This is a genomic window from Aliivibrio sp. 1S128 (genome assembly GCF_001691065.1).
Taxonomy (GTDB): domain Bacteria; phylum Pseudomonadota; class Gammaproteobacteria; order Enterobacterales; family Vibrionaceae; genus Aliivibrio.
Genome location: NZ_MAJV01000102.1, coordinates 337766 through 355912, shown reverse-complemented (window position 1 = coordinate 355912; position 18147 = coordinate 337766). Strand labels below are relative to the sequence as shown.

Here is an 18147-nt window from a genome sequence, read left to right as displayed (position 1 = left end):
GCGGGCTATTTATTTTTTAGCTTACTTTCATATAGTTATACCAACACATGCTTCTAACAAGTATTTATTGGTATAATTATTTGATTAGAATAAAGCCACTCTCTTCCTTTGGCTTGATAATATTGAGGTTTCCATGGCGTACAGTACTTTTCGACAAGAAAAAAATGATCAATTGAAAGAACCAATGTTCTTAGGTAACTCAGTAAACGTTGCTCGTTATGATCAACAAAAGTTTCAGATCTTTGAAAAACTTATCGAGAAACAGCTGTCTTTTTTTTGGCGCCCTGAAGAAGTTGATGTTTCTGGTGATCGCATTGATTACAATAACTTACCAGAGCATGAGCAGCACATCTTTATCAGTAATTTAAAGTACCAAACGCTACTAGATTCAATTCAAGGCCGTAGCCCAAATGTTGCCCTACTTCCTTTAGTCTCTCTACCTGAACTAGAAACGTGGATTGAAACATGGTCTTTCTCTGAGACTATCCACTCACGTTCATACACACATATTGTTCGTAACATCGTCAATAACCCATCAATTATTTTTGATGATATTGTTGAGAATGAAGAGATCCTAAAACGCGCTAAAGACATTGCGCACTATTACGATAACTTGATCCAGGCGACCAATGATTACCATCGTTTAGGTGAAGGTACGCATACTATTAACGATGAAGAAGTTATCGTTTCAAAACGCGAACTAAAGAAAAAACTTTACCTTTGTTTAATGTCTGTAAATGCACTAGAAGCCATTCGTTTCTACGTGAGTTTTGCTTGTTCTTTTGCTTTTGCAGAACGCAAATTAATGGAAGGAAATGCAAAAATCATCAAACTGATTGCTCGTGATGAAGCCCTTCATCTAACCAGTACTCAGCATATGGTAAATCTACTTCGTACTGGTCAAGATGATCCTGAATTTATAGAAATAGCAGCAGAATGTGAACAAGACTGTTTCGACTTATTTAAAGCCGCAGCTGAGCAAGAAAAAGAATGGGCTAACTACCTATTTAAAGACGGTTCAATGATCGGTCTAAACAAAGACATTCTTTGCCAATACGTAGAATACATTACTAATCTACGTATGAAAGCCGTTGGTCTTAACAGTGCATACGACGGCGCAACTCAGAATCCGATCCCATGGATTAACTCTTGGCTGAGTTCTGATAATGTTCAGGTTGCACCTCAAGAGACTGAGATTAGTTCATACCTTGTTGGGCAAATTGACAACGACATGGATGCTGATGATTTAGGCGATTTTGAGCTTTAAGTTTATCTAAAAAAACCGAGCCTAGCTGCTCGGTTTTTTTATATCTGCAATTTATGACATCATCCACAAATTGAACTTATTAATAGCACTAAAATGAGACATCACTTCATATAATCATCTATATATGCAATAATTTCTTGTAATAAAACAATAATTATAAAAGTAAATTATGGCTAAGAATCAATGGAATGATTATTTACTGGAACAAGTTCGCCAGTTACCCTCAGCTTCATCCAAGGAGCAGGTTCAATTTCATCTGAATACAATTACAGTCGAAGCACTGAAACAAAAACAAATCATTCCACCACAATTTGACTATATATTTCAAGCTTACCTTCTTTCTTGTTCAGGAAGACTCATCGAATCTATTGCTTTATTTTTTGATGCCGTTACTTTTGCCCAACAAAATAAACAAGAGTTTTTAATCTGTTTCTGTAATTATAATATTGGTACACTTTACGGGAAGCTTGGTAACTATTTTTATGCCCATAAATTTTTAACAAAGGCAGAAAAATCACAGCAATTTTGTGATAGTTATATAACAGGGCTAATTAAAAACAATATTGGTGATATTTTCCGCCAAATTGGCAATTTCAACGAAGCTCTGACTTACCTCTATGACGCAAAGAAACGACTAGAGCAATATGGTTCAAAATCATCAATTGCTTTACCAATATTTAATATCGCTGAAATTAAAGCAAAACAATGCCGTTTTACTGAATCTCAAGCCCTGCTAGACTCTCTTTTTCAACACATCCAAAATGAACCTCGATTTTTAGGTTTTTACTATAAAATCAAAGCAGAAATCGCAAATGGATTAGAACAAACAGACGCAGCGGAAAGATACCATTTGCTTTCTATTGAAAAAATGAAGGTAAGCCAACACGATTATTATTATGCTGAAATGATCTTAGAGTACTGTCATTTTTTAACTAGTCACGACAAATACTCAACTCTTGATCAATATATCAAGCAAGGGTTAAATATAGCTAAAGCAATCGAAAGCGATAAGTTAATTGATGGCTTTAATGACATTATTTTACTTAGAATTAAAGACATTAAAGAAATAGAAATTAGAGAAAAACATTATCAAACATTGACCTCTTCTCTACTTAATTCTAGAAGAGAATTACTTAAAAGAGAAAGTGATTATCTGCAACAACTTTACCGTCTTAATACAGCTAAACTTGAACTTAGTACTGTCAAATCATTATCTGATAATTTAGCTTTGATTAATAAAATTGGTCAATATATTAATCATAGCACTGATATTCAAAGTGTTTTGCCTACGATTCACAATGATCTTTCAACTTTATTCCACATAGATACATTAGCGCTGGGCTTTTATAATAAAGAACAAGATAATATTACTATTCATTGTTCCGATGATAAACAACCCGTTACACAGCCATGGATAAGTCATTGTAAAAATGAGGCCACTTATATGAGCTATTGTATAAAAAGTGACTCTTCTTTTTACTTTAATCATATGAATTCAGAGAGAAAAGTGGTGATGCTAGGAGAGAATTGTGATAAACGAGTGACTTGTAAATCTGTCATGTTTTCTCCAATTAAGTTTAATGGAGAAGTACAAGCTTGCTTTACTGTACAAGCAAAAGAGAGCTATCAATACCAAGCGTTTCATTTTGAATTATTTATTCAATTAATTAACTATATTTCAATTGCACTAGAGAACCAGCACAACCGACAACAGCTACTCCACTTGTCGCAGACCGATCATTTAACCCAACTTTGGAATCGTAACTCTCTTGAATCACACTTTAATCAATTCAAACGACAATCGACTCAACATTATACGGGGATCATGCTTGATATCGATCATTACAAAGAATATAACGATACTTATGGCCATATAGCCGGAGACGAAGTATTAATAAAAGTAAGCAACTTAATTAAAAAACATTTTCACGGTTTACAGACACAAGTTCATCGCTATGGTGGGGATGAGTTTTTTATTTTAATTACCAAGAACAATCAAGATAAAATACACAATAAAATAAAATGCTTACTAAATGAGATTGAATATTTGTACATTCCTCATAAGAACTCACGTTGCTCTGATTATATATCTGTATCCATCGGAATAAGCTATGCTGTCGATCCTTTAGGTTCGCTGACTCTTAATCAATTAGTTGAACAAGCCGACAAAGCTCTTTATGAAGCGAAAAGAAATGGCAGAAATTGTTATTATGAAAGTTATCAAATAGAAAGCGTTGTCTAATACATTTCATATTACTGTCTCTATTTTTTAGTTGTATTATACTACTCTCACCAATCTATTTTAGCAGAGTCACTTTATATAACATGACAAAAATACGCATCAATAAAGTCATCACATTAGATAATAAACCTAATTTGTCCTTGCTAGAAATAATGGAAGATAAAGGGATGATCATTGAATCCCATTGTCGCAATGGTGACTGTGGGACATGTCGCTGTACATTAGTGTCTGGTGAAATCAGTTACCTATCATTCCCTTTAGCATTTTTAGCACCAAATGAAATCTTACCTTGCGTATGTAAGGTAGAAAGCGATCTTGTCATCGAAGGTGTTAATTTTCAATTTTCCGAAAAAAAAGCATAAAAAACGGCCCTATTGGCCGTCTTATCTATTTTTAATTAAACCTATGTTTATCGCAAAGCACTTTGAGGAACATAAATTTCAGATTCCCTGCTTAACGATTCATAATGGCCAAACATCGGTTTCTTCTCTAAGCATCGACGTAGCATATCAAGCATAAGTGTGGATATTATTGAACGCATTTCATTATAGCTGTAGTTACGTTTTAAGCTAACCAATTGCCCCCACTCTCCGTAGGGTGTAGACAATGCAACTGCTACTTTGCCTTGAATCATTGGTCCTGATGATAAACCAATCGCTGTTTGAGTTCTTTCACGAGTTGCAGCGGCTAATGCCAGAGCTGCGGCTAAAGGGTCTTGCCCTGCCATCTGTTGGTCAACAACTGATGATAAGATCCAACCTTGTTTCATATTGGCTCGGATTTGCTCATCTTCTTGTAACCAACTCGTCAACCACCCACCAGTTGCTTGCTCTGCTACTGTTAGATTTAACGTAAACTCACTTAATAAGGCACCAACGTTAGGAAGCATTGATTCATCAACACTAACCACATTATCACCAAGTAAATGATACATTCTTTCTAAAACAGGAAAACGACCGTCATGATTGGCAGGACCGAATAACTTAACTTCTATAAAAGGTAAAGAAGAACGATATCCAATCTCAAACCCAGAAGGTAACCGGATTTGCTGCAATTTATCTTGAATTCCAGATTCAGATAAACCAAAAGTAAATAAACGGCTACACTCGGAGGTTTCTACCATAGGATGCCATTGTTTCATGCGAGGTAGAATTTGATGTTCAACCATGACTTTAAATTCAGAAGGGACACCCGGAGTGAAGATAACAATCGATTTATTCACTTCGATAAAGAAACCACAAGCCGTTCCAACTGGGTTATCTATAAGTTGAGCTCCATCAGGAAGCATTGCTTGTTTGATATTACTACGTGGCATCTCTTTGCCTTGCTCTAAATACCGAGCTTGCATTCGTTCTAGCCAATACTGAGACATTACCAAAGAAGTATTTAATACTTTTGCAGCCGCTTCCCCTGAAATATCATCAGACGTTGGCCCTAATCCACCATTAACAATAACAACAGAAGCATTTTTAGACTGATGCTGAATTTCAGCAACTAATGATTCAATATCATCGCCCACAGTTGAACGATTCGATAGCTTGAAGCCATGCTGGTAAAACAGTTGAGACATCCATGCAGCATTAGTATCAACAATATCCCCATGTAGGACTTCTTCACCTGTGCTAATCATCGCAACTTGCAACATGCACCCTTCCTCTTTGATATCTCTATAGTTATGTCTAATTTATCACATTAAGTGATTTAAAAAACCTATCTTACTTTCAATTATAGTGAATATTCTAACTACCGACCGCTGTAATCTTTTATTTACATAAAGTGTAATTTAAATTATACAAACAATTGAATTTGAATTCGATACGGCGTACATTAACAACATTGAAAAAGCACTCAGTTTGAACTGATTTAATATAGAAGATGTATAAATGAAGACAAAAGTTCTCGGAAGTTCTCTCATTATCGCAGGAACAACTATTGGTGCAGGCATGTTAGCTTTGCCTTTAGTCTCTGCTAGTTTAGGTTTCTTTACAGCAAGTCTCCTTATGATTGGCATTTGGGCGATCATGAGTTACACCAGTTTATTGATGCTAGAAGTCCATCAATATGGACAACGAAGTGCGACATTACATAGCCTTGCACTCCAGTTTCTTGGTAAAAATGGGCAACGAATCGCTACCTTTTCAATGCTATTTCTTTTTTATGCCCTATGTGCGGCTTACATCGCTGGTGGCAGTGAACAATTTCATTCAAAAATTAATACCATTTCACCTTTTGAATTATCAAAAACAGGTTCTACCGTTCTTTTTACGGTGATCGTTGCCATTGTTATTACCTTAGGCACTAAAACGGTTGATTTTATTAACCGTGGTTTATTTACGTTAAAGCTGATCATGCTGGTCGCTATTTTATTTTTCTTAACACCTAATATTACTGGCGAATACTTACTGTCTCTTCCTGTACATCAAGGTGTATTTGTTACAGCTCTGCCTGTGATTTTTACCTCTTTTGGTTTTCATGGCAGTATTCCAGCAATTGTTAATTACCTTGATTTAGATATCAAAAAAATAAAAACCAGTTTACTTGTTGGATCATCGCTTCCTTTGATTATCTACTTATTTTGGCAAGGCATTACACTAGGCCAATTATCTCAAGTCGAATTTGAACAAATTAACGGATTAAATCAATTTATCACCACGATACAACAGTCGATTGATCATCAATTTATTCAACTTGCTTTATCATTATTTGCAGATTTAGCGCTATTAACATCCTTCATTGGTGTAAGTTTAGGCCTGTTTGAGTTTTTACGTGATTCATCCAAAAAATGGCAACAATCTTCGTTAATGACAGCCTTATTAACTTACACCCCACCACTGATGTTTGCTCTTTTTTACCCACAAGGTTTTATTACCGCGCTCGGTTATGCCGCTATTGCTCTTGTAATTTTAGCTTTATTTCTACCGGTTGCACTTGTTGTATCTGCTCGTAAGGCCCACAAAGAGTCAGAATATAAAGTTATCGGTGGTAATTTCGCTCTATTAATCGTTCTGATTTTTGGTGTTGTTATTATTGGAAGTCAGCTTTTTTCTTCACTATAAATACTCTTATATTATAAAAAACTGAACTAATTCCACATATCATAAACCTCTGTATTAAATGCCTATTTAGCTCGTTCAAAAGAGATTAGATAGGCTTTTTTTTGCTTTTATGTTTTGCAATTCTCGCTTAATAGTAGATAATTGTGATCTAGCTCAGTATTTAATTGATTAAGGACTTTTTGTGAAAAAACAAGCAATAGCCAGTTTGCTTTTAGGATGTGCAGCGTCAACGCCCGCTTACGCACTAAATACTAATAGCGCTTATGATATGGAATATAAAAGTGACTGTTCTACAAACATTTACTCTAGCTATTGCGCAACGTCTTCTTTTAATTTGTCTCCAATGCGACTAGATGGCGATACAACCCCATCAAAAGTAGCTGAAGCTGATATGTTTTCTGCGGATGCAAACCTACCTCATTATTTACGAGTCTCTGATGAACGAGATTGGGATTACCTATTAGAGCAGTCTTATACGATTCTTGGGCTAAGTGTTGCTACTGTGGGTTTAATGACTTTTTTACCAGAAAGCATTACTAAATGGGATTCTGAAGATTCGAGCCTTAAAGGTCTAGGCAGTAAATGGAAAGATAACGTCAGTGCAGGCCCTGTATGGGATAAAGATGAGCATTTCTTAAACTATGTAATGCACCCTTACTTTGGTGGTGTTTACTATACTGCTGCTCGTCACGCTGGCTTTAATGAATTTGAATCTTTCTTATATTCAACCACTATGTCTACTTTCTTCTGGGAGTATGGTGTAGAAGCATTTGCCGAAGTTCCATCAATACAAGATTTATTCGTCACGCCTTTCTTTGGTGCGGTTGTTGGTGAGTTAATGCTGCAACAAGAATTAAGCATTACAGATAATGGCGGTGAAGTAATGGGTTCAGAGGCTCTTGGTAGCTTCAGCTTATTCTTCTTAAACCCTGTTGGTCACATTCATTATTGGGTAACTGACGCGTGGGGTGGCGACACTGAAGTAAATTTAGCATACAACGCTTGGTTTAGTAATGGTGATGCCGCTCAATTTGCTTATGATGCTGGAATGCCTTACACCGACCAATTTGTGGGTCTTGAATTTAAATTGAAATTCTAAAAACACTAAATTACAGACACAAAAAAGCCGAGAGAGTCTCGGCTTTTTTGTGTCTTAAAGAAAGTTACTAAAACATTAAGCTGCTTTGTAAATCACTTTATTACCCGTAAGTTGCTCGCGCACAACAAGGTTTTCTTCAACTAGCTTTTTCAAACCACCTGTTGCCCATGCTGCTGCTTTTGCTTCTTCTTGACCTGCGGCTACACCAATTTCTTTTGAATTGATGCCTTCAGCACTCTGGCAAACAATATCAAATACAGTCTGTTGTTTTGGTGTTAGAGCGATATCTGTTGCTTTAGGTGCTGCTGCAACGACTGCTACTTCCACTTTTTTCTCAACTGGTTTAGTTACTTTTGCAGGCTTAGCTGCTTTTTTCACTTCAGTTTTTGGTGCTGTTGCTTTAATGCGTTTATGCAGCTTAGACTGTACTTTGCGTTTGTGAGCAATTTTCATGAAACGTAAACTCCGTTGCGCTATACCTTGTTTTTAAGCGTTATATACAAAAAAACGATAGCGGAAAAAAGATGTCAATTCCTAAAGTGAAACTCAAATAGTTGTATTGGAATTGGCGAAGCGCGTTTTATACCAAAAAACGCGCTATATTTATAGGGATGGTGACACTGTATGGCGAAAAGTACGGCACTTTTGCCAAATTTCTTACCAAAATGGCATTTCATCCGCAACAAACGGGTTTGTTTTACGTTCATAACCAAATGTAGATTCAGGACCATGACCTGGTACAAATTTCATATCATTACCTAAAGGCCACAGTTTTGTTTTGATTGAGGAAATAAGAGTCTCGTAATCGCCTCTTGGGAAATCAGAACGACCAATAGCGCCTTTAAACAATACATCACCAACAAAGGCCATTTGAGCTTCTTTGTTAAACAATACAACATGACCCGGAGTATGACCTGGCGTATGCAGCACATGCAATACTTGATTGCCAAATTCAACGCTATCACCTTCATTTAGCCATTGATTCGGTTCAAATGAATCTGTATGCGGAAAACCAAAACGCTGACTTTGGTTTGGAAGGCTTTGTAACCAAAAATCATCCTCTTTATGAGGCCCAATGATTGGAGCGCCAGTTAATGCAGCTAAAGGTTCAGTGCCACCAACATGATCTAAGTGACCATGAGTTAATACTAGCTTAACGATATCTACATTCAGCGCTTCAATCGCTTGCATCAATAGGCTAACGTCACCACCAGGATCAATGACAACGCCTTTCATTGTTTCATCACACCATACAATTGAACAGTTTTGTTCATAAGAAGTCACTGGAATTATTTGATATTGTAAACTCATGATTTTCTCTTCCTAAAATAATTACACTAAGAATACCACGGCAATAATTTTAGGGGAATGCAGATATGCCTTACCTATTTTCGACGATTAGTTCGCTATGATATTTGGCTCCAGTGATTATCCCACATTACATTGGTTTGGTGGCTTGTCACCGCGCCTCTTTCCGTTCTATTAATCACTTTTCCAGTGCCCGAACTTATGTGCCATTGAGGTAAATCACGACCATTACTATTAACTACCACTCCAGAAGCATCCGCTAATGTGGCTATCTCAACTAATTGATTGGTTTTTAAGTTCCATACGCCATAACAATTGCCTCTCGGTGACGTCGCTACAACATGATCCCCAAGAACAGCAATACTGGCAATGTAATGATTAAAACGTAGCCACTCTTCAGGCTCTGCATTTAGTTGAACCAAGGGTTCTCCGCGTCGATGCACGGCAACCAGTGGCGCTCCATCTTCTGGCTCTCCACGATATTGTTGTCCACACAACACTCGGCCATCATCGCTTAAGGATAAATGGCGAATACTCAACTTATGATCAGGCAAACCAACCGATTCGAGTACCTCTCCTGTTTCTGTAGATAAGTAAACTAAGGCAGGTTCCATTGATGTTAAATTAACAGGGACTCTGCCTTTAGTATGAACACCACCAACACCAATGGCTAAGGTTGTGTCATCAACACGAATGACCTCATGTGGACCAATACCAAACCCTGAGAACTCTTTCATTTTTATTAATTGAGTTCCTTGCAATTGATAAACCCCAATCACACCTTGGCTAGTCTCTTTCTCTCCCTCGGTCGTATAAAGTGTTAAGCCATCATAAGAGAACACCCCATGCCCATAAAAATATCGATTAGGCATTGATGGGGTAATAGAATAGCTCACACCAGTTTTTATATTAAACAGTTGCATGTAATTACCCGGACGACGCGCAAAGGCAACTGCCAACTCACCATTCGGCGTAATCGCAACACCATGCCCTCTTTCTGGTAAAGGGATAGAATGGATTGGATAACCTTCACTGTCAGCCACCACTGCGCCAAAACGACCATTAGCCGTTCGGGAGCAAGAGATTAAAGCCGCTTTTTTATCTAGATTAGAGACCGACGAACACGCTGTTAGCCAAGGAGATAATGCGACCGCCCCAAAACTGCCTTTCAATAGCTTTCGTCTTTGATTATTAATCGCCATCGGTTGCATTAAACCCTATAGCAATATTTAATTCGATAGCAACTTCTTCGTGAATTAGATACTTCAAATACTCTAATTTATTGTATAAAGCCAAGGTGTTTTGATAACCAGATTTCGTCTGTAGCTCAGAAAATAGCGATGACGATTCAGGCCATGTCTCTAACGTAGAGTTAAAATGGTCTTCTATTCTTTCAGCTAAATCTGAGTGGCCTTGATCTTTTAAATACTGATTAAGTCCTGAGCCATTCGCTATATATAGTTGCTGCATCGCTTCTACATTGTATTTAAGCCAAGTTAGCGAGGTTTCTGAACGCCACGACTCAGAAAAATAAGGACGAGGTTGTCCTATTTTAGCCAACGGACGACTAAGCTTCTTCATACTGTAATCAAGTTGATTAGCAAGCAATGCGATGTATTCATTTAACCACATGGTTTCATCTAACTGTGTCCATGGATTTATCTGCCATGCTTGAGCCATTTTTTTCGTATTAAGCGCCAAATTTTCAGTAATAGCTTGACCTAATTGACACGATTCTTCTGCTGGCAACGTCGATGCCGGATCAAATAATAACCACTCCACCGCACCTAAACCTTGGGTAGTCACACTCTGTTGTTGGATCAACTCACTATTCCACGTTTGATCTTTTTTCAACAGTTGAGACATTTTGCGCCCAGTGGTGTTTTTCTTGTCCGGCCAAAATTGAATATTCCAATTTAAGCTCAGCGCCGCTTCTGGTCCTCTCTCTTGACCTTGCAATGCCATCCACGATTGCATGGTTTGTTGCCACTGCATAACAACCGTTTCTTTTGTTGTTTGATTTGCACAATACCCGTCAAAACTCTCAGCCAATCGTTGACTAGATCCAACTAAGCGTTGAGCTGATTGTTGTTCAATATAATAAACATGGTCAATCATATTGGTGGAGTTAGGAACTTGATTCGCTTCATTAGTACTTTGACAGGCAGTAAGTAACACCGTGCAGCTCAATAATAAATAGATAGTTTTCATGACTACTCCCTTACAGCGAATCTAAAAATGCTAATAGCGCAGTACGATCTTGAGCCGATAATTGAACGACTTTATCGCGTGCTTGTTGTGCTTCACCGCCGTGCCACAATATTGCTTCTAGTGCATTTCGAGCTCTACCATCATGCAGCATTTCAGTATGACCATTAACTTCTTGTATATAGCCTAATCCCCATAACGGTGCTGTTCTCCACTCTTGACCATTCGCTAAAAACTCAGGTCTATTATCAGCAAGGCCCGCCCCCATATCATGCAGTAACATATCGGTATAAGGATTAATAATTTGATTTGATAACGCCGGTCTTTCTTCAATTTTTGCCGTCTTGATATTCGTTTTATGACAACTTTCACAACCGATATCTTTAAATAATTTTTGGCCTTTAATTACTTGAGGATCTTTTGTATTTCGACGAATAGGTACCGCTAAGTGCTGTGAATAAAACTCAACAAAATCTAAGATTTTATCACTCACTTCAGGAACCCCTCCGTGAGGAAATTTGTCACAAATGGCCTGTTCCTTAGTGCAATCATCTTTAGGAAACATCGTGCTAGTTAAACCAAGATCACCATTAAACGCCGCCGCATTTTGCTGCATTAATGTCGGCTGTCCTGCTTTCCATCCGAAACGTCCCAATGTCAATGCATCAACATTAACATTCCATACACGGTTCGCCTTGCCAGAAATCCCTTTATTCTCTTCTTTTTGCTGTGTGGCAAAATCTAAAATAGTTTGCTCAGGAATAGATTCTAATAAGCCTAAACCAATCATTGGTGGTGCAATACGAGCAGATAACAAGACATTGTCTGCCATCTCACCATAAGCTAAATCAGTTATCGATAACTTTGGCTTTCTTAATGTGACAACGTCACCATCAGCAAGGGTTATAGGGTGCGCGGTATAAGTGATCTTAATTTGCCCCTCAGGATCAATCCCTGGTAAAGAAAAATCTTGTAGCTGACCACCATACATAGGTTCAGGGATCACGCCTTCCAAAATAACACGTCTTTTTTGCTCTGGGGTTAAGGCGGGAATACTTAACCGCACCAACATAGAAACCGCATTTGTATCGCCCTCTTTAGGTGTGTGACCTCGCCCATCTTTAATGTGACAGCTTTGACATCCATTCGTATTAAAAAGCGGTCCTAAACCATCACGCGCATCTGTTGATGCCGGAGCTTGCACCCAAGGATTACGAAAAAAACTATTTCCGACACTAAAATCGAGGCGCTTACTCATTGGTAAGTTTGCGGCAGGTAAAGAAAATGCATTTTGGCCATTCTTCTTAACACTGGTTTTTCCACCTGAGGCGATATCCACAAAAGCAGTATCAGATGAAGAAGCAGAGAAAGAGATAATTGATAGTAAAGCTATTGCTCCAAGTATTGCGGGTTTCATGATATCGAACGTCCTGATTATCATTTTATCGCGCTTATCAATATACCTAGTATCGGTAATATTAATTTAATTATTTTTATATCGATAAGCCCAATATTAAAAAACAAAAGAGCTCAATCACTTTATTAGAAAATGATTGAGCTAGTGATTCACTGCTTTTTCTTAGAATTAAAATTCATGATCTGCGGTATCAGGGTTTAAACTTGTAATGCCTATCACATTAGCTGCACGTTCAATCGACGCCGTTTGTAACACTAAAGACATAATAGATTTATTAACCAACGCATTGCCTGCCGCATTATCTGAAGCAATTAATTGATCGAAATGTTGGTTATCTTTTTCAGCCGAAGAAACCAATGTACCTACTTGATCACGAGTCGCATCAAATTGTTGTTTAATTTCTTTCGCTGCTTTTTTATCTTCTTTCGCAACAAGATCATGAATACTTGGACCAGATAATGTTGAACCGTTAGTACGCGTATAAGTCCCTGTGTAGACGTTATAGATACCTTGCTCATTATAATAATGAGAGTTATGCGTGTTATCAGAGAAGCAATCGTGCTCATCTTCAGTAGAGTTAGCTTCTAATGCCACCTTCATACGCTCACCCGCAAGTTCACCTAATGATAATGAACCCATACCAAACAACATTTTACGTAAACCTTGTGTTGATGATTCAGATAGCAGCTCAGCGCGGTAGTTTTTCTCGCCTTCTTTCCACTGTTTTTCCATCCAAGATAAATCTTTGATTAACAGCTCAGAAGCCGATTTCAAATACTCAGCACGGCGTTCACAGTTTCCATTAGTACATGCAGAGCCAATAACATAATCTGTATATGGACGCTCACCAGCTCCGGCGTTAGTGCCATTTAAATCTTGGCCCCATAGAAGAAACTCAATCGCATGGTAACCTGTTGCTACGTTTGCCTCTGAACCACCCAGCTCATTAAGGTCAGCCAATTTATCCGCTTCAATGCTTTTCACATCCAGTGTCTCTGCACCAATTTTGATTGAGGTAGAAGCAACGATGTTTGCTTTTGCGCCATCATTACCTAATTCATATTGGTAATCATCAGCAACATAATCAATTAAGCCTTCATCTAATGGCCACGCGTTTAATTGTCCTTCCCAATCATCAACAACGGCATTTCCGAAACGAAACACTTCAGATTGTTGGTAAGGAACTCGCGCTGCTTTCCATGCAGTTTTAACCGTTTGTAAGCCTTTCTCAGATGGGTTATTCAAAAAAGTGTGAATGGCTTTATCAAGTTGCTGAGCTGTTGTTAATGAATCACTGTATACCGCATGAGCAATATCTGCATAGTGTTCAACCACTTCTGCTTGCGTTGCTGCATAAGAAAACGTCGGTAAAACAAAAAGAGAAGCGGTAATGATATTTCGGGCAAATTTAACGCGGTTCATAAATCGTCCTTGTTGAGCAAATGAATAGAGTATGTAAATCATTAAGTGAATTTTGTAAGCATTCATTAATGATAATTATTTTTATTTGCGTAATATACGCAATTGAAATGGAAATGCAAATATTTATCATTTAGATTACTCAATTTAAAATAGATACAAAAAAGCCCCATTCAATGATGAGGCTTTATATAAATCGTAACTTTACTTAATGATTTCGATATTATCTATTTATCAAAATTAAGTTTATGACCATGATCAGCTTTAGATTGTAAGTAATGCTCATTGCCTTTCTTCACATGAGCATGAGTGTTAACCACTTCCTCTAATTCAATACCATAATCCTGAATATCTTTTATTTTCTTCGGGTTATTGGTCACTAACTTTATTTTAGTAATCCCAAGCGCATTAAGCATTTGCGCTGCTTCTTTAAAATCACGTAAATCATCCCCAAACCCTAGGTGATTATTCGCTTCATAAGTATTCATGCCTTGGCTTTGTAGCTCATAAGCATCCAGTTTATTATATAGACCAATACCGCGTCCCTCTTGGCGAAGATATAAGATAATACCGCCACTCTCAGACATACGATTTATGGTTTCCTCTAATTGCTCGCCACAGTCGCAGCGTGATGAATGAAACACATCACCTGTTAAACATTCTGAATGCATACGAACTAAAGGTATTGCTTGTGTTTTATCTGCTTGCTTGAAAACAACGGCAACGTGTTCTTTTTCAGTCTCTAGCCCTTCAAATGAAAGCATTTCTGCAGGGATATTACTTTGCTGTCCTACCATTAACTCTATACGAGCTCTTACGTCTGCCATGCGGATTTACTGCCTTTTTCCAATGAGAAGAGTAGACCTTCTACGATTTAACTAGATAAAAAGATCATAAGCATATCTAGTTAAAATGCAAGAATCAAAAAAAAGGCCTAACAAATGTTAGACCTTTATAGATATATTGCTTATTTATTACATTGCCGCTTTAAAAATGCTCACAATTTCATCATGTGTTGCCTGTTGAGGGTTAGTAAACCCACACGCATCTTTTAGTGCATTTTCAGCGAGCGTATCAAAGTCTTCTTCTTTCGCATTTAGCTCAGTAAGACCAGAAGGAATACCTACATCTTTTGATAGCACTTTAATTACATCAAGAGCCGCTTGTGCACCCTCTTCATTCGTCATACCTTCTACATTTACACCCATTGCTTTTGCGACGTCTTTTAGACGCTCTGGACATACTTTTGCGTTGTAGCTTTGTACATGAGGAAGAAGAATGGCATTACATACGCCATGTGGAAGGTCATAAAAACCACCCAATTGGTGTGCCATCGCGTGAACATACCCTAAAGATGCATTATTAAATGCCATGCCAGCCATGAATTGTGCGTACGCCATTTGCTCACGTGCTTCAAGGTTTTGACCATCAGCTACCGCGGTGCGTAAATGCGCTTGGATTAATTCCATCGCTTTAATCGCTACGGCATCTGTGATTGGTGTTGCTGCAATAGACACATACGCTTCGATTGCGTGCGTTAGTGCATCCATACCTGTCGCTGCGGTTAATGAGGCCGGTTTTGCAAGCATTAGTTCTGGATCGTTCACTGACATTAACGGGGTTGTGTGTTTATCCACAATCGCCATTTTAATGTGACGAGCTTCATCCGTAATGATACAGAAACGCGTCATTTCTGATGCCGTGCCTGCGGTTGTATTGATAGCAACTAGTGGCATTTGAGGTTTTGGCGATTGATCTACGCCTTCGTAATCTGCAATTTCACCGCCATTGGCTGCAACTAAAGCAATACCTTTAGCACAATCATGTGGAGATCCACCACCTAAAGAAATAACTAAGTCACACTGATTTTCTTGTAGGATTTTAAGGCCTGCGTTTACATTACCAATGGTTGGATTTGGTTGAGTGCCGTCAAACACCGCAACTTCTACGCCACGCTCAGCTAATAAATCAGAAACTTGCTTTACCATGCCGATAGCGACTAACACATTATCAGTCACGATTAACGCTTTTTTGTAACCTTGAGATTTAATGCTATCCACTGCCTCAGTAAGACAACCCGCACCCATTAAATTTACGCTAGGGATAAAAAATGCACTCATAACCAACTCCAATATAATTTATATAAATTTTAAGAACTGATTATGTTGTAACACTGATGCGGTTAATAACTTTTTGATCTAAGACAATTTTTTGTAACGGGTAGCCTGCGTTACAGTGAAAACGAGATATGCATCATACTTTATGGGTAGACGGATAGAACAAAGAAGAAAATACGTTAATTAATTGATAAAAAAGCCAATAAAACTAATTATTGGCTTGAGAAAGTACGAGCGAATCCTAAGAACGCTTTGGCTGCTGGTACGTTTTACCTGCGGCTTGGTACGTTTCTTTTTGCTTCATATCAAACATTGCGTAGAAGAACCAAGCGACGAATTTGATCACATCATCACCTTCGTTCATGATCCACTCTGCAAGCTCTTGAGTTTCGCCGTTTTCGTCTTCATCATTAAATACATGATAAATACGTTGCTCGCCTTCTACTTCAGCAAGACGGAATTGGCCAGCCAATGACTCAGCCGCTTCAACGATATCTTGGTCTTCACATGCTTTTAATGCTTCTAGCACTTGAGGAAGGTTTTCTTTTTGGCACAACTCTTTAACTAGTATTTCAAATTCATTCTGTTGCATATTGATTCAACTCTTAGATTAACAATAGTGTGATTTTATCAGTAATAAAAATTTATTCGATAGGAATTCGTTTTAATCCTTGATATTTCGCCTTCACTTTGGCTTTATGGAGGTATTATTTACTTATTATTGAATGGATTCAGATGTCTGATAAATTAGAGACCAAATACGTTACTGCTGGTCGCAGCAAGAAATGGACAAAAGGTGTGGTCAATCCACCGGTTCAACGCGCTTCTACGGTTGTTTTTAATACCGTTGCTGAAAAAAATCATGCCATGGCCAATCGTGCCAAACAAACTCTTTTCTATGGTCGTCGCGGTACTGAAACCCACTTTGCCTTGCAAGATGCGATGGTTGAATTAGAGGGCGGCGCAGGTTGTGCCTTATACCCTTGTGGTACGGCTGCAATAGCGAATGCGATTTTGTGTTTCGTAAAAACGGGCGATCATATCTTAATGGTTGATGGTTGCTACGAGCCTACTCGTGATTACTGTGACACCATCTTGAAAAAAATGGGGATTGAAACTACCTATTACGATCCAATGATTGGTGAAGGCATTCGTGATTTAATTAAACCCAATACCACGGTGCTGTTTACTGAGTCTCCTTGCTCTATCACGATGGAAGTTCAAGACGTTCCGCTTCTTGCTCGTATCGCACACGAATCGGATATTGTGGTGATGCTTGATAATACATGGGCGGCGGGTGTGAATTTCTCACCGTTTGATCATGGCGTTGATATCTCGATTCAAGCGGCGACCAAATACATTGTCGGTCATTCTGATGTGATGCTTGGTACGGCAGTTGCGAATGAACAACATTGGGATCAACTGCGTGAGCAAAGCTATTTAATGGGCCAATGTATTTCACCTGATGATGCGTATTTAGCAATGCGTGGTATTCGTACGATGGGCGTTCGCCTGAAACAGCATGAAGCAAGCAGTCTTAAAGTAGCGAATTGGTTGGCAGTGCATCCACTGGTTGATCACGTTCGTCACCCTGCCCTTGAAAGCTGTCCGGGTCATGATATTTATCAACGAGACTTTAAAGGCTGTAATGGCTTGTTCTCTTTTGTTCTAAAACAGTCTGACACCAAAGCAACAACGGCATTGCTTGATAGTATGACGCATTTTAGTATGGGTTATTCATGGGGTGGCTTTGAAAGTTTGATCTTAGCGAATGAGCCAAAAAGCTTTAATGCGTTAAGAACGGTGGCTCATCCTCAGTTTGAAGGCACGTTAATCCGTGTTCATATTGGATTAGAAGATGTCGATGATTTGATTGAAGATTTAGAGCAAGGTTTAGCTCGATATCAAGAAACGTTATCTGCTTAATTCCGTTTATAGCGTTTTTACTTACAAAAATGGCGACTACAGTTTTAAAAAATATCTGTTTGTCGCCATTTTTATATCTGTTTGTATT

16 protein-coding genes are annotated in these 18147 nt (G+C 38.2%); 6 read left to right on the top strand and 10 right to left on the bottom strand.

Annotation, left to right across the window (positions count from 1 at the left end):
- The first annotated feature begins 133 nt into the window (after positions 1-133).
- The 3 genes from nrdB to yfaE all read left to right on the top strand — a co-directional run bounded on the left by nrdB (position 134) and on the right by yfaE (position 3871).
- Positions 134-1267 (top strand): class Ia ribonucleoside-diphosphate reductase subunit beta, encoded by a 1134-nt coding sequence (nrdB, locus tag A6E03_RS13430; RefSeq protein WP_065591782.1) that lies wholly within the window; start codon positions 134-136, stop codon positions 1265-1267.
- Between the two features lie 169 nt (positions 1268-1436).
- On the top strand, positions 1437-3509 hold the full coding sequence (locus tag A6E03_RS13425) for a sensor domain-containing diguanylate cyclase (protein WP_065591781.1): 2073 nt from the start codon (positions 1437-1439) through the stop codon (positions 3507-3509).
- 83 nt (positions 3510-3592) lie between these two features.
- A complete protein-coding gene (gene yfaE, locus A6E03_RS13420) occupies positions 3593-3871 on the top strand; it encodes a class I ribonucleotide reductase maintenance protein YfaE (protein WP_065591780.1) in 279 nt (92 codons plus the stop codon).
- A 47-nt stretch (positions 3872-3918) separates the two neighbouring features.
- Here yfaE and A6E03_RS13415 read toward each other — a convergent pair whose 3' ends face one another.
- On the bottom strand, positions 3919-5154 hold the full coding sequence (locus tag A6E03_RS13415; RefSeq protein WP_065591779.1) for a CinA family nicotinamide mononucleotide deamidase-related protein: 1236 nt from the start codon (positions 5152-5154) through the stop codon (positions 3919-3921).
- Positions 5155-5392: 238 nt separating this feature from the next.
- Between A6E03_RS13415 and A6E03_RS13410 the strand changes: the two genes are divergently transcribed.
- Together A6E03_RS13410 and A6E03_RS13405 are read left to right on the top strand one after the other, a co-directional pair.
- Complete coding sequence (locus A6E03_RS13410) at positions 5393-6565, top strand: aromatic amino acid transport family protein (protein WP_065601040.1); 1173 nt, start codon at positions 5393-5395, stop codon at positions 6563-6565.
- A 181-nt stretch (positions 6566-6746) separates the two neighbouring features.
- The gene (locus A6E03_RS13405) at positions 6747-7664 is read left to right on the top strand and encodes a DUF3943 domain-containing protein (RefSeq protein WP_065591777.1); all 918 of its coding nucleotides are present in this window, start codon (positions 6747-6749) and stop codon (positions 7662-7664) included.
- Positions 7665-7739: 75 nt separating this feature from the next.
- On the opposite strand, the gene A6E03_RS13400 is transcribed toward A6E03_RS13405, so the two are convergent.
- The 9 genes from A6E03_RS13400 to A6E03_RS13360 form a co-directional block, all read right to left on the bottom strand.
- Positions 7740-8117 carry a hypothetical protein gene (locus tag A6E03_RS13400; protein ID WP_065601039.1) on the bottom strand — a complete coding sequence of 126 codons (378 nt, stop codon included), beginning with the start codon at positions 8115-8117 and terminating at the stop codon, positions 7740-7742.
- Positions 8118-8321: 204 nt separating this feature from the next.
- A complete protein-coding gene (locus A6E03_RS13395) occupies positions 8322-8975 on the bottom strand; it encodes an MBL fold metallo-hydrolase (RefSeq protein ID WP_065591775.1) in 654 nt (217 codons plus the stop codon).
- Positions 8976-9070: 95 nt separating this feature from the next.
- Positions 9071-10174 (bottom strand): DUF1513 domain-containing protein, encoded by a 1104-nt coding sequence (locus A6E03_RS13390; RefSeq protein ID WP_065601038.1) that lies wholly within the window; start codon positions 10172-10174, stop codon positions 9071-9073.
- The gene (locus A6E03_RS13385) at positions 10164-11183 is read right to left on the bottom strand and encodes an imelysin family protein (RefSeq protein ID WP_065601037.1); all 1020 of its coding nucleotides are present in this window, start codon (positions 11181-11183) and stop codon (positions 10164-10166) included. Before A6E03_RS13385 ends, A6E03_RS13390 begins: the two co-directional genes overlap by 11 nt.
- 10 nt (positions 11184-11193) lie before the next feature.
- Entirely contained in the window at positions 11194-12597 is a 1404-nt protein-coding gene (locus A6E03_RS13380; protein WP_065601036.1) for a di-heme oxidoredictase family protein, read from the bottom strand.
- Positions 12598-12765: 168 nt separating this feature from the next.
- Positions 12766-14019 carry an imelysin family protein gene (locus tag A6E03_RS13375; RefSeq protein WP_065591771.1) on the bottom strand — a complete coding sequence of 418 codons (1254 nt, stop codon included), beginning with the start codon at positions 14017-14019 and terminating at the stop codon, positions 12766-12768.
- A gap of 224 nt (positions 14020-14243) precedes the next feature.
- A complete protein-coding gene (ribA, locus tag A6E03_RS13370; protein ID WP_065591770.1) occupies positions 14244-14843 on the bottom strand; it encodes a GTP cyclohydrolase II in 600 nt (199 codons plus the stop codon).
- A 147-nt stretch (positions 14844-14990) separates the two neighbouring features.
- Positions 14991-16136: an L-threonine dehydrogenase gene (yiaY, locus tag A6E03_RS13365; RefSeq protein WP_065591769.1), complete on the bottom strand. Its 1146-nt coding sequence runs from the start codon at positions 16134-16136 to the stop codon at positions 14991-14993.
- 238 nt (positions 16137-16374) lie between these two features.
- Positions 16375-16725 (bottom strand): hypothetical protein, encoded by a 351-nt coding sequence (locus tag A6E03_RS13360; protein ID WP_065591768.1) that lies wholly within the window; start codon positions 16723-16725, stop codon positions 16375-16377.
- Positions 16726-16868: 143 nt separating this feature from the next.
- On the opposite strand from A6E03_RS13360, the gene A6E03_RS13355 reads away from it, so the two are divergent.
- A complete protein-coding gene (locus tag A6E03_RS13355; protein WP_065591767.1) occupies positions 16869-18059 on the top strand; it encodes a cystathionine beta-lyase in 1191 nt (396 codons plus the stop codon).
- Positions 18060-18147: the final 88 nt, after the last annotated feature.